General features: G+C 55.7%; 23 protein-coding genes. 21 read left to right on the top strand and 2 right to left on the bottom strand.

Translation table 11 applies throughout. From position 1 onward, the window contains the following. Complete coding sequence (locus GS632_RS16605; protein ID WP_171237311.1) at nucleotides 1-1,221, bottom strand: APC family permease; 1,221 nt, start codon at nucleotides 1,219-1,221, stop codon at nucleotides 1-3. 433 nt (nucleotides 1,222-1,654) lie between these two features. Here GS632_RS16605 and GS632_RS16600 point away from each other — a divergent pair, with 433 nt between their 5' ends. Next, nucleotides 1,655-3,280, top strand: coding sequence for a Na/Pi cotransporter family protein (locus GS632_RS16600; RefSeq protein WP_171174995.1), 1,626 nt, complete (start codon nucleotides 1,655-1,657; stop codon nucleotides 3,278-3,280). A gap of 139 nt (nucleotides 3,281-3,419) precedes the next feature. Next, a complete protein-coding gene (locus GS632_RS16595) occupies nucleotides 3,420-3,827 on the top strand; it encodes a c-type cytochrome (RefSeq protein WP_253284499.1) in 408 nt (135 codons plus the stop codon). Between the two features lie 19 nt (nucleotides 3,828-3,846). Here the strand turns inward: GS632_RS16595 and GS632_RS16590 are convergent, their stop codons facing one another. Further along, nucleotides 3,847-5,004, bottom strand: a complete 1,158-nt coding sequence (locus GS632_RS16590) for a cation:proton antiporter (protein ID WP_171237312.1) — start codon at nucleotides 5,002-5,004, stop codon at nucleotides 3,847-3,849. 126 nt (nucleotides 5,005-5,130) lie between these two features. On the opposite strand from GS632_RS16590, the gene GS632_RS16585 reads away from it, so the two are divergent. From GS632_RS16585 to ureG, 19 genes are all read left to right on the top strand, one after another. Beyond that, nucleotides 5,131-5,652 (top strand): phasin family protein, encoded by a 522-nt coding sequence (locus tag GS632_RS16585; RefSeq protein WP_253284498.1) that lies wholly within the window; start codon nucleotides 5,131-5,133, stop codon nucleotides 5,650-5,652. A 58-nt stretch (nucleotides 5,653-5,710) separates the two neighbouring features. Further along, nucleotides 5,711-6,118 carry a universal stress protein gene (locus GS632_RS16580; RefSeq protein ID WP_171236399.1) on the top strand — a complete coding sequence of 136 codons (408 nt, stop codon included), beginning with the start codon at nucleotides 5,711-5,713 and terminating at the stop codon, nucleotides 6,116-6,118. Between the two features lie 422 nt (nucleotides 6,119-6,540). Continuing rightward, nucleotides 6,541-7,623, top strand: coding sequence for an MHYT domain-containing protein (locus GS632_RS16575; RefSeq protein ID WP_171236400.1), 1,083 nt, complete (start codon nucleotides 6,541-6,543; stop codon nucleotides 7,621-7,623). A 139-nt stretch (nucleotides 7,624-7,762) separates the two neighbouring features. Then, on the top strand, nucleotides 7,763-8,596 hold the full coding sequence (locus tag GS632_RS16570) for a xanthine dehydrogenase family protein subunit M (protein WP_171174986.1): 834 nt from the start codon (nucleotides 7,763-7,765) through the stop codon (nucleotides 8,594-8,596). 12 nt (nucleotides 8,597-8,608) lie between these two features. Further along, on the top strand, nucleotides 8,609-9,103 hold the full coding sequence (locus tag GS632_RS16565; protein ID WP_171237313.1) for a (2Fe-2S)-binding protein: 495 nt from the start codon (nucleotides 8,609-8,611) through the stop codon (nucleotides 9,101-9,103). Then, on the top strand, nucleotides 9,100-11,517 hold the full coding sequence (locus GS632_RS16560) for an aerobic carbon-monoxide dehydrogenase large subunit (RefSeq protein ID WP_171174984.1): 2,418 nt from the start codon (nucleotides 9,100-9,102) through the stop codon (nucleotides 11,515-11,517). Before GS632_RS16565 ends, GS632_RS16560 begins: the two co-directional genes overlap by 4 nt. A 101-nt stretch (nucleotides 11,518-11,618) precedes the next feature. Beyond that, nucleotides 11,619-12,485 carry a MoxR family ATPase gene (locus GS632_RS16555; protein ID WP_171174982.1) on the top strand — a complete coding sequence of 289 codons (867 nt, stop codon included), beginning with the start codon at nucleotides 11,619-11,621 and terminating at the stop codon, nucleotides 12,483-12,485. After that, entirely contained in the window at nucleotides 12,485-13,672 is a 1,188-nt protein-coding gene (locus GS632_RS16550; RefSeq protein WP_171237314.1) for a VWA domain-containing protein, read from the top strand. Before GS632_RS16555 ends, GS632_RS16550 begins: the two co-directional genes overlap by 1 nt. A 12-nt stretch (nucleotides 13,673-13,684) precedes the next feature. Then, a complete protein-coding gene (locus GS632_RS16545) occupies nucleotides 13,685-14,497 on the top strand; it encodes an XdhC family protein (RefSeq protein WP_171174978.1) in 813 nt (270 codons plus the stop codon). A gap of 106 nt (nucleotides 14,498-14,603) precedes the next feature. Next, complete coding sequence (locus GS632_RS16540) at nucleotides 14,604-15,056, top strand: CoxG family protein (protein WP_171236405.1); 453 nt, start codon at nucleotides 14,604-14,606, stop codon at nucleotides 15,054-15,056. A 398-nt stretch (nucleotides 15,057-15,454) separates the two neighbouring features. After that, nucleotides 15,455-16,153 (top strand): urease accessory protein UreD, encoded by a 699-nt coding sequence (locus tag GS632_RS16535; protein WP_253284497.1) that lies wholly within the window; start codon nucleotides 15,455-15,457, stop codon nucleotides 16,151-16,153. Between the two features lies 1 nt (nucleotide 16,154). Further along, nucleotides 16,155-16,457, top strand: coding sequence for an urease subunit gamma (locus GS632_RS16530; protein ID WP_171237315.1), 303 nt, complete (start codon nucleotides 16,155-16,157; stop codon nucleotides 16,455-16,457). Between the two features lie 17 nt (nucleotides 16,458-16,474). Further along, entirely contained in the window at nucleotides 16,475-16,636 is a 162-nt protein-coding gene (locus tag GS632_RS16525) for a hypothetical protein (RefSeq protein WP_171174974.1), read from the top strand. Continuing rightward, nucleotides 16,633-16,965, top strand: a complete 333-nt coding sequence (locus GS632_RS16520) for an urease subunit beta (protein WP_171237316.1) — start codon at nucleotides 16,633-16,635, stop codon at nucleotides 16,963-16,965. The genes GS632_RS16525 and GS632_RS16520 overlap by 4 nt, the downstream gene beginning before the upstream one ends. Beyond that, nucleotides 16,940-18,700, top strand: coding sequence for an urease subunit alpha (ureC, locus tag GS632_RS16515; RefSeq protein WP_171722213.1), 1,761 nt, complete (start codon nucleotides 16,940-16,942; stop codon nucleotides 18,698-18,700). The genes GS632_RS16520 and ureC overlap by 26 nt, the downstream gene beginning before the upstream one ends. 121 nt (nucleotides 18,701-18,821) lie before the next feature. Beyond that, a complete protein-coding gene (locus tag GS632_RS16510; RefSeq protein ID WP_171174960.1) occupies nucleotides 18,822-19,046 on the top strand; it encodes a DUF1127 domain-containing protein in 225 nt (74 codons plus the stop codon). 28 nt (nucleotides 19,047-19,074) lie between these two features. After that, nucleotides 19,075-19,527 (top strand): urease accessory protein UreE, encoded by a 453-nt coding sequence (locus tag GS632_RS16505; protein WP_171174958.1) that lies wholly within the window; start codon nucleotides 19,075-19,077, stop codon nucleotides 19,525-19,527. Further along, nucleotides 19,511-20,164, top strand: a complete 654-nt coding sequence (locus GS632_RS16500) for an urease accessory protein UreF (RefSeq protein ID WP_171237318.1) — start codon at nucleotides 19,511-19,513, stop codon at nucleotides 20,162-20,164. The genes GS632_RS16505 and GS632_RS16500 overlap by 17 nt, the downstream gene beginning before the upstream one ends. Further along, nucleotides 20,161-20,790 (top strand): urease accessory protein UreG, encoded by a 630-nt coding sequence (gene ureG, locus GS632_RS16495; protein WP_171174955.1) that lies wholly within the window; start codon nucleotides 20,161-20,163, stop codon nucleotides 20,788-20,790. The genes GS632_RS16500 and ureG overlap by 4 nt, the downstream gene beginning before the upstream one ends. Nucleotides 20,791-20,821: the final 31 nt, after the last annotated feature.

Below are 20,821 nucleotides of genomic sequence, written 5' to 3'. Positions count from 1 at the left end.
CTAGAGAAACCCTGCTCCGAAGAGCATTGTGCTTGTGATGACTCCAAGGATGGGCACGAAAAGTGGAACTTTGAAGTGCTCTTTAGTATCGCTTGGCTTCATCTTCAGCAGGATCAGCGCGATGTTGACAAGCACAAAGACGCCCAGAACGATCTGAGACGTGCGTTCAGCCAGAATACCTATCGGCAACGTTTGGGTTAGCAAAACGATGATCGCCACGACCAGCAAAGTAGCGACAACCGGTGTCTGCGTTGCTTGAGGTACTGTTGCCAGGACTTTCGGCAGGTGATCCCTGTCAGCAAGCCCGTAGATCACCCGTGATGACATGATCATCTGGATTAGTACCCCATTGACCGTCGCCACAATCGCGACTGCAGAAAAGCCTTGTTTGATCACCTCAGGCGCATTTGAAAACACAAGCGCAAGTGGTGCCGAGGACATTGAAAGAACATCAATTGGAACAACAAGCAGAACTGTCATTGAGGTCCCAAGATACAACACGGTCGCCAGAACCAGCGTTAGCAAAATAGCCTTTGGGATGGTGTGTACCGGGTCTTTAACCTCTTCTGCGACATTGGCCATGTCTTCAAAGCCAACAAAGGCAAAGAAGGCGAGAAGCGATGCTGCAAAAATGCCTCTCCACGCGTCAAGTTCAAGCGGGGGAAGCATTGAACTGATCCTGTATCCTTGCGGATCCTGAATGGTCATGCCCCAGCCAATCACAAAGAGAAGACCTGCGATTTCGATGATCGTAATGATTGCTGCAACGAGAACCGACTCCGTTATTCCCCAAAGTGCAATAGCGCCCATGATCAATACTACGCTGATGGTCAGTAAAGGGATGGCTAAGCCGGTCAATGCGTGCAGATAGGATGCTGCGCCAATTGCAACGGCCGAAGCGGAGATAACGCCCGAGGCTGCCACCGCAAGTCCAACGAAAACCGCCATCCAGTTTTTCTGGAACCCCGCCTCAACATAGGCTGCTTCACCAGCACTCACAGGAAATCGTGTTGCGAGTTCTGCATAAGAAAGCGCGGTTAGTGATACGACGAGCGCGGCTACAACGAATGACAACGCCGCGAAAGGTCCGGCAATGTCTGCTGTTGCACCGACTAAAACGTAAATGCCAGCTCCTACCGTTACGCCAAGGCCATAAAGCGTTAGCAATGGGGTCGTAAGGGCCCGTTTAAGTTTCTGTTCTTTGGGATCAACAGAGTTCATAGGCGCTTTTCACCGACTGGTCTGTTTGTCTGTTGCCAATAATGCCATTCTCCTTACGGTTAGCGATTTGCGGCTCACCTTGTCCCCGCAGTTGAATCCATCGAATTCGATTTGTCTCAACGTTCGGGCGAATTGGGCGCCAATAAAATTCGGGGCTCGCCATCACTTTTGCCGAGCCCCGTGGGTGGAACTTCCACTCCTCCAAAATTCCGTTCGCCTCTTTGTTTGGTTTGGGGACAGGTCGGCGAACGTAGACTACGCTAAAACATTCTTATTTCACTATGTGAATCTTGTTGCTGCTTTGATCTATATCAACCAACGCGTCACATCGGGTCTGCAAGGCTGAAAGTGGGCCGCAGTCTGTTGCTCGCGGCCCCGAGGGTACAGCGAACGTGCCCGTCGTACATTGGCTAAGCAAGGCAAGTTGTTTGTGATGTTCTGGAATCTATTACCAGCATTTGGCGGCATCGGTCTCTTCCTGGTTGGAATGCTGTTGATGACGGACGGGTTGAAGGCATTGGCTGGTGCGCGGCTGCGCGATGTTCTGAGCAAGTTCACGTCCACGCCTCTTACGGGTGCGGTGACCGGCGCTGTCACGACAGCTGCAATACAGTCGTCCAGTGCAACCACTGTCGCGGCCGTGGGCTTTGTCGCGTCTGGTTTGCTCACGTTCCCGCAAGCGCTTGGGATCATCTTTGGAGCCAATATCGGAACGACCATGACAGGTTGGCTGGTCGCGCTTTTGGGGTTCAAGCTGGACCTTGGGCAAGCGATGTTGCCTGTTGTTTTTGTTGGCGCATTGTTCGCGCTTTCGGGCAGGAAAGCGGTTTCTAACTTTGGGCTGGCGTTAGCCGGGTTCAGCTTGGTTTTCATAGGAATCGAACAACTCAAGTCCGGCCTGGACGCATTTCGTGGCGTAGTTACGCCTGCTGATTTTCCACCAGATACACTTCTAGGCAGGCTGAAGCTTGTCTTGATTGGTGTCCTGATCACGATGGTGACGCAGTCTTCGAGCGCCGGTGTCGCCACGGCCTTGGCGGCACTGAGCGCTGGTGCTGTGAGCTTCCCTCAAGCGGCGGCGTTGGTCATTGGAATGGATGTGGGTACGACGTTTACGGCCGTTCTGGCTACTTTGGGCGGGGGCACGATGGCCCGCCGAACCGGTTCTGCCCATGTGATCTACAACGTGATGACAGGAGTAATGGCGTTTTTTTTGCTGGGGCCATTTACTTCGGTCTTTGTAAGCGGGGCGGGGGCCCAAAACTCTTTGACCGCGCTTGTGGCATTCCACAGTTTCTTCAACGCCTTGGGGGTGGTTTTGATCCTGCCGTTCGCCAAGCCGTTTGCCAGATTTGTCGAGGCGCTTATACCCGATCGAGGAGCTGAGCTAACAAAATCTTTAGATCCGCTCGTGCTAGGGTTGCCGGAGATAGCGGTGGATGCGGCAAAAGCCTCAGTCGATCAAATTGTGCTGGCCGAAGTGGCGCACCTTAGGTCGTGTATGGGTGTGCGGCTGCCAGGCGAAACCGACTACGGGCGGGACAGCATTGAGACGGCCTTGGCCGAAGCGCGCGCGTATCTAGACAAGATAGAGCTTTCCCGCGAGTCCGATGTCGAGATTTCCAGGATCAAAGGTATGTACCACATACTCGATCATCTGGATCGGTTGCTTTACCGATGTAGCCAAGTTGACAGGATCAGCGAGTTACCAAAAGACCGGCGTTTGAAACGGCTTGCTTTGGTGGTGATTGCGGCAACTGACAGTTACTTGAAAATCGATGACCAAGAGGAATGTGAAAACACGCTGAACCGTGTTCGCCGCTTTCTGCGACGACAGAGGAAACTTCGCAGAGACTTGCTCATTTCCGACGCTGCGACCGACAGTTTGCCGGACGAGGTGGTCTGGGCTCGGTTGGATTCTCTGAGATGGATGCATCGAGTGTCTTATCATCTTTGGCGAATTCGCTGGCATTTGAATGCACTGGAAGGAGCCTCCTTTGGAGGCAAGCGTGGCGAGGTCCATGCCGAGGCTGCGAAGTCGGAGGTCGACGCAGATTAAATCAGGCATGTGCTCCAACGCTATAAAGCTGAAACACCAGCGTTCGTCTTGGCGCATACAACATGAGCGAGGTCAAAGAAGTTTCTTAAGTATGCCATTTAATGGGACCATCATCGGAAGCAGTGAATTGGAGGAGCAAATGCAGTTATTTCACGGGGTATTATTGACGCTGTTCGTCACCGGCTCTGCACTGGCGCAGGACGTAAGTGTGAGCGACGGAAGCGATTTGTACCGGACCTATTGCTGGCAATGCCACGGTTTCGAAGCGACTGGCGATGGGCCGATGGCCGAAATGCTGGCTATTCAAACACCTGACCTCACCAAGTTGGCGGCCGAAAACGGCGGCGTGTTTCCGATAGTTCGCATAGCTCAGCAGATTGACGGTCGCTCGCAATTGCTTGCGCATGGGGGCGAAATGCCAATCTTCGGCGCGGTTTTTGAGACGGACCAACAGATTGCTGTCGCTTTGCCTAATGGCCAACCTATGATGGTGGGTCTGCCGCTGGCGAATTTGCTCGTCTTTCTTGAATCGGTTCAGGCGGAATAGGCTCCGAACGAGCGTGCAGCTACTTGGTATCCGCGGTGCGTCTGATCGACATAAGCGTCAGTGGCGGCCCAAACACTTCAAATGCCACCGTACTGGCCAAGGTAAAGGCCATTATGGATGCCGCCCAATTTGGAAACTGTTCCCCGGCGACCAAAGCCATCCCCACTGCAACCCCTGCCTGCGGCAGTAAAGCGGGGCCACACCAGTAAGCCTGACGGCGTGGTAAGCCTCCTAGTCTTGCGCCACAAAAGCCGCCCACAAGTCGTGCAATGGTTCGTAAAAGCAAGAAAAGGGCTCCGGCCCAGCCCATCAAGCCAAAAGCCTCAATATCCAATGAGGCTCCGGCCAGCAGGAAGAACAGGATCATGAATGGCCATTGAATGTGCTCGATTTCGTGAAAGGCTCGGTCATGGTGGCGGGCAAGGTTCCCGATCACGGCTCCGGCGACCATGCCTGTTACAAGGAACGAAACTTCCAGCCAGAGCGAAAGACCCGCTGTCAGAAAGACGATCCCCACCGCTTCGGCCTGCATTGGTTCACCTGGCTTTAATCGACCGGTCAGGTAAGCGGACGGAATGCCCAACACGCCGCCCAGAACAATTGCGCCCCCGAAATCCCAGATCGCTGTGGTCGTGACGGTGGCCCAACCGTCCGAATGACCGGCCAGAACCAAGGCGATGCTGAAAACGATCAGACCCCAAGCATCATCAATTGCGACAACGCCCTTTAAGGTCTCGGTGAAATTGTTGGATACCCCAGACTGTCTAATCACGTCTGTCATGGCAGCCGGAGCCGTAGCTGTAGCAATTGCCGCCAATACGAACGCCAACCCGAAAGGTACGCCAATTGCGGTCAGTCCAACCGACACAATAATGAGGGTGGCAACCACGATCGAAATGGAAATTGCCAGAATGGCCCGGCCATGTCGAACAAGGTTCTCGCGGGTCAAGGACCCTCCAAGAAGAAACGCAACCATGGTCAAAGCCACGATGGATACCTCATCGAACCACATTGCAACGTCAAGCGGGATCAACCCCATTCCGGCGTTCCCGGCGATCATGCCGAGGAAAAGTAAGGTCGTAACCCGAGGAAGATGCGTGGCCCGACCAAGCTGATCAGCCACCAATCCGGCAAGGAAAAGGACGCCAAGAGTAATCAGAAAACCCGCAATGTTCATTTGAAACCAAGCGTTAAGTTCTTGCTTGATCTACTTTAACTCCAATCCTGCCATCTAGGAACCGATGTCGAAAGGTTAGGAGTGTTCTCTCGCGGCGTAAGCCAAGAAGCATGAAAACAAGGAATATTGATCTGTATTAAGGCGAAAGCTCGCTGCAGGTGGGACAATGGGTCATCAGGGAATGAGGAGGAATTTTCGATGTCGACAAAGAAATCTAACCCTAGCCACCCGGCTTCACTAATGGACGTATTCAAGCAAATGCAGCCGCCCGTTTCTGGCAATCCAGCTTTCGGTGCCCAGATCGAACAGTTTTGGGACGCGCAAGAAAAAATGTTAGAAGAAACAGAAGCCTTTGCGCAGCATTGGTTCGAACGGCGTCACGAGGCGGTCCGGACGGCCCTGCAAGCTGCACGTAAAGTATCTTCCGCCAACCCGTCTGAACCGACGAAAGCCCTTCAGAGCATGACGGAATGGCAACGCCATTCGGTTGAGCGGTTGGTTGCTGATGCTCAGGAATGGTTCGAAACTGTGGCCCGTTGTGCCGCATATGTCGCGGAAACCGAAGCTGAAGCTGTCGAGAAAACCGTTGATGATGTTGCGACCGCAACGAAGAGTGCTGGCAAATCATCGAAGTCTGAACCTGTGTAGGTTTCCTGCTGTCGCAAATTTCAGGCTGACGTCGATGGAGCTGTAGATAGGAGACCAAATGTATAAGAACATCCTGATCCCGGTTGCTCTGGACCAAGAGCACGACACGCGCGCGTCCTTTGAGGCGGCGCGCCAATTGGCCGATGAGGACGCTGTTTTCACTGTGATACACGCCCAGGAACCAATCCCGGCCTATGTAGGGTCTCAGATTCCAAGTGAGGTGCTTGCGAACACGCGGCATGAAATCTTGGACAACCTACATCAGACGGCCTCTGAGATTCCAGGAGCGAAGACGCGACTTATCTCGGGTCAAGCAGGTAGAGCGATCGTTGATTTCGCGAACGAGAACGATGTGGATTGCATTGTTTTGGCATCGCACAAGCCCGGTTTCGAGGACATATTCCTCGGATCAACCGCAAACAGGGTTGTGCATCATGCGAAATGTTCGGTTCACGTAATTCGCTGATCCAGAGTGGGTTGGGTCACGTCGAAAGAACTTAACTAATGGCGAGCGAGAGGCTGTCGTAGCTTGCGCGTATAAAAAGCTAATCGCCAATCAAGTTTTTGTAACCCGCTCCGAGAAAGTCCGTTTTGCAGTGATGCAGTACGGTCTGTTCCCATTGTCGCTTCGAAAAGAAGAAGGTTTGTTGTACGAGCGTGCGGTCTAAGTCAGCCATGGGAATGCACGATGCAGGTGAATTCGCTTGATCGTACTACTGTTTCGCGGTGACACAATCCTGGCAAGGTGTGAAAAAGCACTTAGTTGAAGGGACTTACGCTGGTAAAATTGGTCTGAGAGCGCTTTTCACAGTTTGGCCAGACTAGATTGTACCGGGAATTCCTGTTTGCTAACGTCAAGCACGCGCTGGGGAGGGCGTGGACACCCGAATGTTGGACTACTCGCACAATGTGTGGCTCGTGGCAGCGTCTCTGGCCGTGGCGCTGATGGCTGGGTTTACTGGCCTCTATCTGACTCATGGGGCGTCTCGCCTGGACACGCAGCGGCGCAAACTTGTGGTCGCTCTGGCAGCAGTTATTCTGGGCGGCGGTATATGGTCGATGCACTTTGTTGCCATGCTGGGCCTGCAACTGCCGATCCTGTTCTATTATGATGCCTTGATCACTCTGATTTCCGCGCTGGTCGCAATCCTAATGGTTGGGCTGGCGCTGTTGTTGCTGCATTTTCGCCCACGCACGCCACAGACGATGATTGGATCAGGGATGATCGTTGGGCTGGGGATTGTGTTGATGCACTATATTGGCATGGCCGGAATGCAGCTGTGTCGTCCTGTATATAATGTTCTGGATGTATTCGTGGCGACACTGGCTTCGGTGATCCTGTCCGTGGCGGCCATCTGGGTCGCTTATGGAAACCGCACACAGCGCAACATATTGCTTGGGACAGTGTGCTTTGGGCTGGCTGTATTTACCATGCATTTCGTAGCAACCGGTCTGACCGACTTTGTCGCAAGCGACAGCGTCGGTGGTGCAGGGCCTGCGTTGGACAATCAGGTTCTGGCGATGGGCGTGACCGTTTCGGTGTTTCTGATATGCGGGGCGTTTCTGTTGACAGGCATCTCGTTTATTGAGCCCACGGAAACACCCAAGCCCGAACCCGCCTCGGAACCGGCCGCATTTCGCGCCGGTGTTCCGTTCGAGCGAGAAGGTCAGACCTTTTTTACAGAACCTGCAAAAATCGCAGCCATCAGGGCCGAAGGGCATTATTCTGTTCTCTATATGGGTGCCGAAAAACTGTTTTGCCCTTGGTCGATAACCGAGGCCGAAACGCGACTAAAGCCAGATGGTTTTTTACGCGCTCATCGCAGTTATCTGGTGAACCCCAAACACGTCTCAGGCTTTGAGCGTCACAAGGACAACGGCACATGTTATTTCGACGGTGTCGACGCCCTGACCAAAGTCCCGGTAAGCCGTTCCCGTCTGACGGATATTCGCGAGGCGCTCGGTCTCTGATCGCAGTTCGTGCAGCTTATTCGCATTTCGTGAAACAAGCCGCGCGCTCTGTTGTTCGCTGCTGGAACGGCTGGCTGCATAGCTCTCTCCTTTCCCCAGGTCCCCCAAGGCATATCGCTCGGACCCAGGGAGGAAAAACATGATACCAGCCGGTTTTGAGTATCACCGGCCAGGCGACATCGCCTCGGCCATTGGCATTTTGCAGGAGCACGGAGATGAGGCGCGCGTGATCGCGGGCGGGCACAGCCTGATCCCGATGATGAAGCTGCGCATGGCCGAGATGGGCCATCTTGTCGATTTGCAGGCTATCGACGAACTCAAAGGGGTCAAGATCGGTTCCGACACGGTGTCCTTGGGGGCGATGGTGACGCAGCACGAGATGATTACGCATGACGGTCTGGCCTCGGCAATCCCTTTGATCCGCGAAGCTGCTTTGCAGATCGCCGATCCTCAGGTGCGGTACATGGGCACCGTTGGTGGCAACGTGGCCAATGGGGATCCTGGCAATGACATGCCGGGTTTGATGCAATGCCTGAATGCCACGTTCGAACTGTCGGGGCCTGACGGCAACCGCAGCGTAGCCGCCCGTGATTTTTATGAGGCCGCATATTTCACTGCGCGCGAAGATGAAGAGATCCTGACCCGGATTTCAATACCTGTTCCCGCTGCCGGCGTTGGGCAAGCCTATGAAAAGCAAAAGCGCAAGATTGGCGACTATGCGACGGCCGCTGCCGCGGTGATGTTTGGGCAGGGAACCGCTTCGGTTGCAATGACCAATCTGGCCGACACACCCATTTGGTCCGCAGACGCGAGCACCGCTCTCGCAGGTGGTGACGTCGAGGGCTGCGTTGCCGCTATGCTAGATGCGATCGATCCCGTCGCCGATAATCGAGGACCCGTTGAATTCAAGAAACACGTGGCCGCCGTAATGCTGCGCCGCGCCATCGACCGTGCGCAAAGCCGCGCAGGGTGAGGAGAGAAAGCAATGTCGAAAATGCACGTCAAACTCACCGTGAACGGCAAAGAGGTCGAAGGTCTGGCCGAACCGCGCACGTTGTTGATCCATTTCCTGCGGGAAGATCTGAAAATTACCGGCCCTCATATCGGTTGCGAGACCAGCCATTGTGGGGCCTGCACCGTTGATATCGATGGCAAATCCGTCAAGTCCTGCACCACCTTTGTGGCCCAGGTGAACGGGTCAGATATTACCACCGTTGAAGGGCTGACCAATGATGATGGCAGCTTGGGCGTCTTACAAGAGATGTTCCGCGAACATCACGGGTTGCAATGCGGCTTCTGCACGCCGGGCATGATCACCCGCGCGCATCGTCTGTTGCAGGAAAACCCTAATCCGACCGAGGAAGAAATCCGTTTTGGCATGGCCGGAAACCTGTGCCGCTGCACCGGATATCAGAACATCGTCAAGGCGATCTCAGCTTCGGCTGACATGCTGAACGCTCAGAAGGAGGCCGCGGAATGAACGACCAGACTCTGACCCCCGAAGAACGCGCCGCCAACCTCAAAGGTATGGGCTGCGCCCGCAAACGCGTCGAGGACGTGCGCTTTACCCAAGGCAAGGGCAACTATGTAGATGATATCAAGCTTGACGGCATGCTGTTCGGTGACTTTGTGCGCTCCCCCTACGCACATGCCCGCGTTGTCAGCGTGAACAAAGAGGCAGCCTTGGCGGTACCCGGCGTTGTCGCCGTGCTAACAGCTGAGGATCTTGCACCTCTGGGTTTACACTGGATGCCGACGCTGGCAGGTGACAAGCAGATGGTACTGGCCGATGGCAAAGTGCTGTTCCAGGGCCAGGAAGTTGCTTATGTCGTCGCCGAAGACCGCTACATCGCCGCAGATGCAGCCGAACTGGTCGAGGTCGAATACGAGGAACTGCCCGTTCTGACCGACCCGTTCGAGGCGCTGAAATCCGACGTTGTCCTGCGCGAAGATCTTGAAGGCCAGACAGAAGGCGCGCACGGACCGCGTAAGCATCACAACCATATCTTCACCTGGGAGCAGGGCGACAAAGACGCAACCGAGGCTATTTTGGCCGAGGCTGATGTCGTGGCCGAGGAGATGGTCTATTATCACCGCACGCACCCTTGCCCGCTGGAAACCTGCGGCTGTGTGGCCTCGATGGACAAGGTGACCGGCAAGCTGACGCTTTACGGTACGTTCCAGGCACCCCATGCGATCCGGACGGTTGTGTCGCTGATCTCGGGTCTGGCCGAACACAATATCCGCGTGATCAGTCCTGATATCGGCGGCGGATTCGGCAACAAGGTCGGCGCCTATGCGGGTTACGTCTGCTCGGTCGTGGCGTCCATTGTCACCGGTAAGCCGGTGAAGTGGATCGAGGACCGGATGGAGAACCTGATGTCCACCGCCTTTGCCCGCGACTACTGGATGCAGGGCAAAATCGCAGCCACCAAGGATGGTAAGATCACCGGGCTGTGGTGTCATACAACCGCCGATCACGGTGGGTTTGATGCCTGTGCCGACCCGACCAAGTTTCCAGCTGGATTCATGAATATTTGCACCGGTTCCTATGACATCCCCACCGCGTATCTTGCTGTCGATGGTGTCTATACCAACAAAGCTCCGGGAGGCGTGGCCTATCGCTGTTCGTTCCGTGTGACCGAGGCTGCTTATTTCATCGAGCGCATGATCGAGGTTCTGGCCATCAAGCTGAACATGGATGCGGCCGAGCTGCGTCGGATCAACTTTATCAAGGCCGATCAGTTCCCGTATCAGTCGGCGCTGGGCTGGGAGTATGACTCGGGCGATTATCACACCGCTTGGGACAAGGCGTTGAAGGCCGTAGACTATGACGGTCTGCGGGCCGAACAGGCGCAGCGGGTCGAGGACTTCAAAGCTGGCAAGACCCGTAAGCTGCTGGGGATTGGCCTGACACATTTCACCGAGATTGTCGGGGCCGGGCCGGTCAAGAATTGCGATATTCTTGGGCTGGGTATGTTTGATAGTTGCGAAATCCGCATACATCCAACGGGTTCAGCCATCGCGCGGCTCGGGACGATCAGTCAGGGTCAAGGCCATGCCACGACTTTTGCCCAGATCATCGCCAGCGAGATCGGCCTGCCCGCCGACGATATCACGCTGGAGGAAGGCGACACGGACACCGCGCCTTATGGTCTTGGGACCTATGGCTCTCGGTCCACGCCTGTGGCTGGGGCGGCGACGGCTATGGCCGCGCGCAAGATCCGCGCGAAGGCGCAGATGATTGCTGCCTATCTGCTTGAGGTGCATGATGACGACGTCGAATGGGATGTGGACCGGTTCGCTGTCAAAGGCGCGCCCGAGCGGTTCAAGACCATGAAAGAAATCGCCTTCGCCGCCTATAATCAGGCCATCCCGGGGTTGGAGCCGGGGCTGGAAGCCGTCAGCTACTACGACCCGCCGAATATGACCTATCCGTTCGGGGCCTATATCTGCGTTATGGAAATTGACGTGGATACCGGCGAATGGGAAGTGCGGAAGTTCTATGCGCTGGACGATTGCGGCACGCGGATCAACCCGATGATCATCGACGGGCAGGTCCATGGTGGTGTAACCGAAGCGCTGGCGATCGCGATGGGCCAGGAAATTGCCTATGATGAGATGGGCAATGTAAAGACAGGCACCCTGATGGACTTCTTCCTGCCAACCGCCTGGGAGACACCGAACTATATCACCGACTATACGGTGACACCGTCCCCGCACCATCCGATTGGTGCAAAAGGAGTGGGTGAAAGCCCGAACGTGGGCGGCGTTCCTTGCTTCTCGAACGCGGTGCATGATGCGTTCCGGCCCTTTGGGTTGGTGCAAAGCCACATGCCGCACGACCACTGGCGGATCTGGAAGATCGCCAATGGTCTTGGGATGCATGGGTGAAATGGTCCGGACCGGCTGGCGCCGGCCCGACCAAAGCGAGGGGGCTCTGCCCCCTCGGACCCCCGAGGTATTTTTGGCCAGATGAAGATTGGATCCTGGTTTTGACTTTGACTGACGTTCAGAACGGATTGGCCGCACAGGGCTATGTTGCCGATGATCGTTTGGCCATGGCCCTGCATCTTGCGCAGACGCTGGGTCGTCCGTTGCTGCTTGAGGGGCCTGCGGGTGTCGGCAAGACCGAGGTTGCCAAGGCTCTTGCGGCTCAACGTGAGACGCGATTGATCCGGTTGCAGTGTTACGAAGGGCTGGACGCCAGTCACGCCATTTATGAGTGGAACTACCAACGTCAGCTTTTGGCCATTCGTGCAAGCGAGGCTGGCGGAGGCACCAGCGAGGCGCAACTGTTCACCGATGATTACTTGCTGAAGCGTCCATTGCTGGAGGCAATCAGCGAAGAAGATCCGCCGGTTCTGCTGATCGACGAAATCGACCGGGCCGATGAAGAGTTTGAAGCCTACTTGCTTGAAATTCTGTCAGACTTTCAGATCACCATCCCCGAACTCGGCACCCTGAAGGCGCGTTCGCGCCCGATTGTAATCCTGACGGCCAACGGGACACGAGATCTGTCCGACGCGCTGCGGCGTCGCTGTCTTTACAGTTTCCTCGACTACCCATCGCGAGAAACTGAAATGGCGATCCTGAATGCGCGCATGCCTGACGTCGAAGGGCGGCTTGCGCGTCAGATCATCGGGGTCGTGCAGGCTTTGCGGAAGGAAGACTTAGAAAAGACACCCGGCATCGCCGAGATGCTGGACTGGGCAGCCGCGCTATCAGGATTGGGTGTCAACGACATGGCGCAGTCTAAGGAAGAGGTTCAGGCAACCCTTGTGTGTCTTCTGAAAACTGCCGCTGACTACGATGCCGCGCCGCCCGAAGTCATGGATCGCCTGATCGGGAAAGTCGCCTGATGCAAGTCACTCGGTTTCCCTCCCGCGCATCTGGTTTGTCGGATCGCATGTCCGGTTTCATCGCACATTTGCGCATGAACGGGATGCGTGTGGGATCTGCTGAGACAGGAGACGCGCTGGCTGCTCTGGCAGCAGTTGACGCAACGGATGTCAGACAGGCTCAGCGGGCGCTTTGTGTATTGCTGGCAGGCGACGCTGACGATTGGCGTCGCTTCGAGGACTTGTTCGATGCCTACTGGTTAAATACAGGCAAGCACCGAACTGGAACTGCCCACACGGCTCATGTGCGGGTTCAATCCACAAAGCCGATGATTTGGCAGCAGCAAAGCCAAGACGCTCGGGAGGCGGAAACCGGCACGGATCAGGCGCAAGAACCTGATCCTGGCGACGGGGAGGCCTTGGGGAGAGACGGGAGGCTGATCGCAACCCGTACGGCTAACCTGTCGCGTCGGGATTTGCGTGAGCTGATGGATGAAGACGCGTTGAAGCAAGCGGAACAGGCGGCAACCGCCATCGCGCGAGCCATCCGGGACCGTCGCTCGCGCAGACGCAAACTTGCGATGCGCGGCCCGGCTTTGGATATGCGCCGTATTCAACGCGCCAGCCTTGCGAGGGGTGGTGAGCCGATTGATCTTTACCGTCGTGCTCGCCCGCCACGCCCTATGCGGATCGTGGCTTTGTGTGACGTTAGCGGTTCGATGACAGTTTATTCGCGAGTTTTCCTTGCCTTTCTCAAGGGGTTGATTGGCAGCGGAGCCGAAGCGGATGCGTATTTATTTCATACGCATTTGATGCGGGTGACGGATGTACTGCGCGATCACGACACGCTGCGCGCGGCTGGCCGATTGTCGCTGATGGCCGAAGGGTTTGGCGGCGGTACTGACATCTCGGGTAGCCTTGAAAAATTTTTGAATGGATACGGTGCCCGTGCCCTGAACGGGCGGACGGTGGTATTGATCCTTTCGGATGGTTATTGCAGCTCGTCGCCTGCGGCTTTGGGGCATATATTGGCGCGGGTCCGACGCAAGGCACGGCGGGTGGTTTGGCTGAATCCGCTTAAAGGATGGAAAGATTACCAGCCCATTGCCGCTGCCATGAAGGCCGCAGAGCCGTATCTGGACGCGCATCTTCCTGCCAACACGCTTGAAGCACTGGCGGCACTAGAACCTGAATTCCGAAAACTGTGAAAGGATAAAACCATGGCAGGTTTCGACATCTTCGACACGATTGAACAGCTGCGCCAGCAGGGGGACGCTTTTTGCGTGGCAACTGTCCTTCGCACCGCCGACGCGACCTCGGCCAAGGCGGGCGGCAAGGCAGTAGTCACGCGAGACGGTCGGATATTGGGACATCTGGGTGGAGCCTGTGTGCAGCGCGTTGTACGGGCATCAGCTCAGGAAGCACTTACAGGTGGCTTTCCGAAAATGATCCGCGTGAAACCCTCGGACAAGGTGGTGGCAATGACAGACCCGGACGGCGTGGAAACCTTCAAGAGCGGTTGCCCTTCGGGTGGAACGGTCGACTTGCTGATTGAGCCGTATCAGCATGCGCCGCGTTTGATCATCTTTGGAGAGTCCCCGATTGCCCATGCCCTCGCAGAGCACGCAGCGCTTATCGGATTGCGTGTTTGCTTGCCCGAAGGTTCTGAGAGTGAAGTGGATTTTACCAGTTTCGATCCGAAAAACTTAAGCGCTTTGGGTGTTGAGCCACGCGATTTCGCAGTGGTCGCTTCGCAGGGAAAAGGTGATGGCGCCGCATTGAAAGCCGCGCTCGAGACACCGGCGCGCCGTGTGTCAATGGTTGCGAGCCACCGAAAGGCTGAGGTGTTGTGCGACAGGTTGGAAGCGCAAGGTTTGAGTTCTGCACAAACCAAGCGGCTCAAGTCGCCTGCCGGTTTGGACATCCATGCGATCGACCCACACGAAATTGCCCTGTCGATCCTTGCTGAAATTATCCTTTGGCGGAACTCAGATAAATCCGAGGAGACTTCGCATGAAGAAAAAATGGCTTAACTGGTTGGCGTCCTTCCGGGCTGCAAAACCGGATTCGACCCCGGAAGAAGCGACCGAGGTGGCACTTCGTGTTTTCCCAAGATGTTGTTGAGAAAAGGATCCTCAGATGGAGCTAAATGACGAAATTCGCATCTCTGCGCCCCGAGACGTAGTGTACCGCGCGCTGAATGACCCGGATGTCCTGCGCGAATGCATTCCTGGGTGCGAAGAGCTTATCCAGCATTCACCTGAGCATCTTGAGGCCAAAGTTGTGCTGAAAATCGGCCCCGTTAAGGCGCGATTCAATGGCGAGGTTACGCTGGACAATTCAGAAGCGCCTGATGCGTTCTCGTTGAGTGGAGAAGGGAAGGGAGGAGCCGCGGGTTTCGCAAATGGTGGCGCTGATGTCTCTCTTGTGGCTGATGGGGAAGAAACAGTGCTGTCTTATACCGCCAAGGTCGCAATTGGCGGTAAAATTGCACAACTGGGCAGCAGGTTGATCTCAGGAACTGCCAAAAAACTCTCGGTCAAGTTTTTTGACAGGTTTGGGGAAGTTGTTGCCGATCAATACGTTGGCTAAGCGCAGCGGCCAAACTTAACGAACGTGCTTTGCGTTGCGGCGGTCCTTTCGACTTCCGCAACGCAGTGCGACTTGCGGGTTTAGGGTGAGACGCATTCATTTATAGGGTGAATCTGCTTAAATTTTAGGCCGCCGGGCGTGCATTCGGTTAATATTTGATCGGATGACGCGAAACTAGGCATTCTGCGACGGTGCAAATTGGCGTTTCGGCGCGTCAGCAAGGAAACAGATGGCACCAACAGGTCTTCCAAAGGTGCCTTATTACTCAAGCTGCTGTTATAAAACCCGCGCAAAGTGCGAACCCACCACGCGCCGCTGGTTCAGTTAACCTAAGCACCAAGCTGCTGGGCGCTAAGAGTGTATTAGACAGGTTTCACCATTCCGGGTCCTTCAAGTGCTTGTTCCCAAGAACCACAACGCCGCATTTGGAGGCGGTTCTTCTCAACACGGCCGGTGGAGTGACCGGGGGCGATAGATTTCGGTTTTCAGGCAAAGCTGCAGAAGGCACTACGCTGACGCTGACAACGCAGGCTTGCGAACGTGTCTACAAAGCGCAGCCTGAAGAAATCGGCCAGATTACCAACCACCTGACAGTTCAGTCTGGCGCTCGTGTGAATTGGTTGCCGCAAGAGACGATCCTGTTCAACGATAGCGCGTTGGAGCGTCGGCTGAAGATTGATTTAGCTCCTGAAGCTGAGTTGTTGATGGTCGAGCCGCTGGTCTTCGGGCGCGCGGCGATGGGAGAGCGGCTCAGCAAAATCCGTCTCAGTGATCGGATCGAGATGCACCGCCAAAAAGGTCCGGTTTTTCTGGATGCGATACGGTTTTCAGGCGACTTGAACGCTCATCTGTCCAAGCCGCATATCGCAAACGGCGCTGGGGCAATGGCGTTGATCGTATTTGCCTCGAAGGCTGTGGAAGCTCATTTGGGTCCGGTTCGCGACATGCTGCCGGATACGGCAGGGGCGACACTTATAAAAAACGAACTGCTGATTGTTCGCGCCCTGGCTGAAAACAGCTTTGCCTTGCGCCGTACCTTGATGCCGGTTTTGCGGCAACTGAACAAAGGCACATTACCCCGATGCTGGATGCTCTGACATGAACCTGACCCCACGTGAAAAAGAAAAGCTGTTGGTCGCCATGGCCGCGGAAGTTGCCCGCAAGAGACTGGCCCGCGGCGTTAAGCTGAACCACCCCGAAGCCATCGCCCTGATTACGGACGCCGTGGTCGAAGGTGCGCGCGATGGTCGATCGGTCGCTGACATGATGCAAGCCGGGGCTGAAGTCATCAGCCGGGAACACTGTATGGAAGGCGTGCCAGAGATGATCCACGAAGTACAAGTCGAGGCAACGTTTCCCGATGGAACCAAGCTTGTCACCGTCCACAATCCCATTCGATAGTAAAAAAGGAACGCGTTATGATCCGCATGCTCTTTCCCGCCCTTGTTCTTTCTGGCCCGGCAATAGCCCACACTGGCACGCATATTCACGCACACCCAACCGACTATGCCACGTTGGGCGCTGGGCTGGCTTTGATTGCTTTTGCTCTCATCGCGCTGCTGACCAAGCTGACCAAATGATTCCGGGTGAGGTCATTCCGGCCGACGGCTCACTGACGCTGAACGCCGGGCGCAGCAGTCGCCTTGTTATGGTCGCCAATACAGGTGACAGGCCAGTACAGGTCGGCAGCCATTACCACTTTGCCGAGGCGAACGCTGCCCTGGATTTTGATCGCCATGCAGCTTTGGGGATGCGGCTGGATATTCCTGCGGGGACGGCCGTTCGATTTGAACCGGGTCAGGCCCGCGAAGTGATGCTGGTTCCTTATGACGGGCGGCGGCACATTTATGGTTTTAACATGCACATCATGGGGGCTTTGAAAGATGCCGGGCAAGATCAGCCGGAGTGATTATGCCGCCATGTTCGGCCCAACTGTGGGTGATAAGGTTAGGTTGGCCGACACCGATCTTATTATCGAGGTGGAAAGAGATCTGATTGTGGATCGCGCGACAGCCGCGCGGTTCAGCAAAACGGGTCACCGCGAAGACGTCTATGGCGAAGAAGTCAAGTTTGGCGGCGGTAAAGTAATCCGCGACGGGATGGGGCAATCTCAGGTCACGCGTGCTCAGGGGGCTGTTGATACGGTGATCACCAACGCTCTGGTCGTTGATCATTCCGGTATCTACAAGGCAGATGTGGGGCTGAAGGACGGGCGGATCGCCAAAATCGGCAAAGCAGGGAACCCCGATACGCAGCCGGGTGTAGACATCATTATCGGCCCGGGGACCGAGGCCATCGCAGGCGAGGGGCGCATCCTGACGGCAGGCGGGTTTGATAGTCATATTCATTTCATTTGCCCCCAGCAGATCGAAGATGCGCTGCATTCCGGCCTGACGACCATGCTTGGTGGTGGCACCGGTCCTGCACATGGCACTCTGGCGACCACCTGCACGCCGGGGCCCTGGCATATCGGCCGGATGTTGCAAGCGGCGGATGCCTTTCCCATGAACCTGGCCTTCGCGGGGAAGGGCAACGCCTCACTGCCAGCGGCGCTGGAGGAACAGGTCAAGGCAGGCGCTTGCGCGATGAAACTGCACGAGGACTGGGGAACAACCCCTGCCGCCATCGACTGCTGCCTTTCGGTTGCGGATGCGATGGACGTGCAGGTGATGATCCATACCGACACGCTGAACGAATCTGGTTTTGTAGAAAATACCGTGGCTGCCATGAAAGGCCGAACGATCCATGCCTTCCATACCGAAGGTGCAGGTGGCGGCCACGCCCCAGACATCATCAAGATCTGCGGCGAGAACCATGTTCTGCCATCCTCGACCAACCCAACACGCCCCTTCACCGTCAATACGGTTGAAGAGCACCTGGACATGCTGATGGTATGCCATCACCTTGACAAATCCATTCCCGAAGACGTGGCCTTTGCCGAAAGCCGTATCCGGCGAGAGACCATCGCGGCCGAGGATATCCTGCACGATATGGGCGCCTTCTCGATCATCGCGTCTGACAGTCAGGCAATGGGCCGCGTGGGCGAGGTGCTGATCCGTACGTGGCAAACCGCCGATAAAATGAAGAAACAACGCGGGCGTCTGAGCGAGGAAACCGGAGACAACGACAATCTTCGTGTTCGGCGTTACATTGCAAAGTACACTATCAACCCGGCCATTGCGCATGGACTGAGCCACGAAATCGGCAGCATCGAAGAAGGCAAGCGTGCCGATCTGGTCCTGTGGAACCCAGCCTTTTTCGGAGTGAAGCCCGAGATAGTTTTGCTGAGTGGTACCATTGCTTGCGCTCAAATGGGTGATCCCAACGCTTCGATCCCTACACCGCAACCTGTTTATAGCCGCCCGATGTTTGGCGCCTATGGGAGATCGGTTGAACATTCCGCGATCACATTTGTCTCGCAGGCCGCGCAGGAGGATCGGATCGGTGATACACTGGGATTAGCCAAGCAAACCGTGGCTGTACGGAACACACGGGAGATCGGCAAACAGGACCTTCTGCTGAACAGTGCGACACCTCATGTCGAGGTTGATCCGGAAACCTACGAGGTGCGGGCAGACGGCGAATTATTGACCTGCCAACCCGCTGAAGTGCTGCCAATGGCGCAACGCTATTTTTTGTTTTGACTAAGAATTGTGCTGCGTTGCAGCGCGCGCAACGGAGCCATGAGCAAACATGCACTACTCAATGAGGCCGATATGACAAATATTCAAACCCAAGGGAGGACCAACGATTACGAGGGTCCAAATGGCAGACTCAGCAACTCAGACGCACGCACGGATTTCGCTGCGTGGCTTGATCGCATCCATCGGGTCATCAATCTTTTCAGTTCTAATGAGCTTGGCCGAAGCGCAATCGCGCGTGCGGCAAGTCAACTACTTGCAATCGCTCAGCGACGAAGAACTGAAAAAGCGCGGCCTTACGCGCGAACGGATTGTGCATCAGGTATTTGCGGATTCTATCTGGCTCTGACTGTTTCCGGTGCTGAGGAGGGGATCGCATGACTGCCCTTCTGTGTACCGCGCGTCAGTATTCGGGTCACACGCACAGCGACCCGGCGGACAGCTTGTACCTGACCTATGATGATCGGTTCCTGCGTCGCAAGGTTCTGACATGCGAAAGTGGCGAGCAGATATTGATCGATCTGGCGCAGACAACGTCGTTAGATCACGGAGGCGCGCTGATCCTCGATGACGGGCGCGAGGTGGAAATCCGGGCAGCGCCGGAAGCTTTGCTTCAGGTGACAGCCCCGGACCTGACGCGCATCGCCTGGCACATTGGCAATCGTCATACACCGTGCCAAATCGAGAAAGACCGCCTGTTCATACAGGTCGACCATGTCATCAATGACATGCTTTTGAAAATCGGTGCTACGGTGCAGGAAGTGCACCAACCGTTCACACCCGAAGGTGGCGCTTATGGTCACGGTCGGACTCATGGCCACACCCACTGACACCGATATCCTGACCTTGGCCCAATGGCTGTCCCCTGCGTACCCTGTCGGGGGTTTTGCCTATTCTCATGGCCTGGAGGCAGCGATTGACGAAGGGTGTGTCACGTGCTCACAGGACGCCGAAGAATGGATTTCGGATGTGCTGGAGCACGGCTCGGGGTGGAATGACGCGTTGTTTGTTGTCGCGGCATACAGGGCGCGGACACAAGGTGAACTGGTCAACATCGATGCGACCGCACGGGCCTTCTGCGCGTCATCCGAACGGCTTATGGAGACCGATTTGTTGGGGCAGGCGTTTGGAAATGTGACGCGAGATGTCTGGAAGTTGGATCTACGCCAACTTACGTACCCGGTCAGTGTAGGGCAAGCTGCCTGTCGGCAGAATCTCCCCGTGTCTTTAACGACCAAGATGTTTCTGCAAGCATTCGCCAGCAATCTTGTAGCTTGCGCAACGCGCCTAGTTCCTTTGGGCCAAACTGACGCGCAGCGATTGATCCGCACCCTTACACCATTGTGTGAGAAGATCGCTAGCAGGGCACAAAAGGCTGGCTTGGATCAACTGAGCTCAACAGCGTTTCTGACGGACATCGCATCCATGAAGCACGAAACACAATATTCGAGGATATTCCGAACATGACGAATATGAACGGCCCACTTCGCGTCGGCATTGGCGGCCCGGTAGGAGCTGGAAAAACCACGTTGACCGCTGCACTGTCCGAAGCTCTTCGAGATGTCTGTTCAGTGGGCGTCATAACCAATGATATTTACACACAAGAGGATGCCGAAGCGCTTATGCGTATGCAAGTCCTGCCCAGGGACCGGATCATTGGCGTGGAAACCGGAGGCTGCCCGCACACTGCAATTCGCGAAGACGCCTCGATCAATCTGGCCGCTGTCGCTGAAATGCAGGCGCGTCATCCTGATCTGGACGTTGTGCTGATTGAAAGTGGTGGTGACAATCTGTCCGCGACGTTCAGCCCCGAACTTGCTGACCTTACAATCTATGTAATTGATGTGGCTGCTGGCGAGGAAATACCTAGAAAAGGTGGGCCAGCGATCACCAAGTCGGACATCCTGGTAATCAACAAAACCGATCTGGCACCTCATGTCGGTGCGTCGTTGGAGGTTATGGAACGAGACGCGCAAAAGATGCGCAAAGGAAGACCTTTTCTGTTCTCGTCACTTCGCAATCGAAAAGGGGTTGGCGCAATTGTGGATTTGTTGGAGCAGACAGGAGGTCTGAGAGTGTCAGGGGCCAGTTAGCTGCGTAACAGACGATGCTAAAAGGCCCACC

The organism is Ruegeria sp. HKCCD7296, assembly GCF_013110775.1.
Classification (GTDB): domain Bacteria; phylum Pseudomonadota; class Alphaproteobacteria; order Rhodobacterales; family Rhodobacteraceae; genus Ruegeria.
Note: the sequence above shows the minus strand (reverse complement) of the source record. Positions and strands in the feature narration are given on the sequence as shown.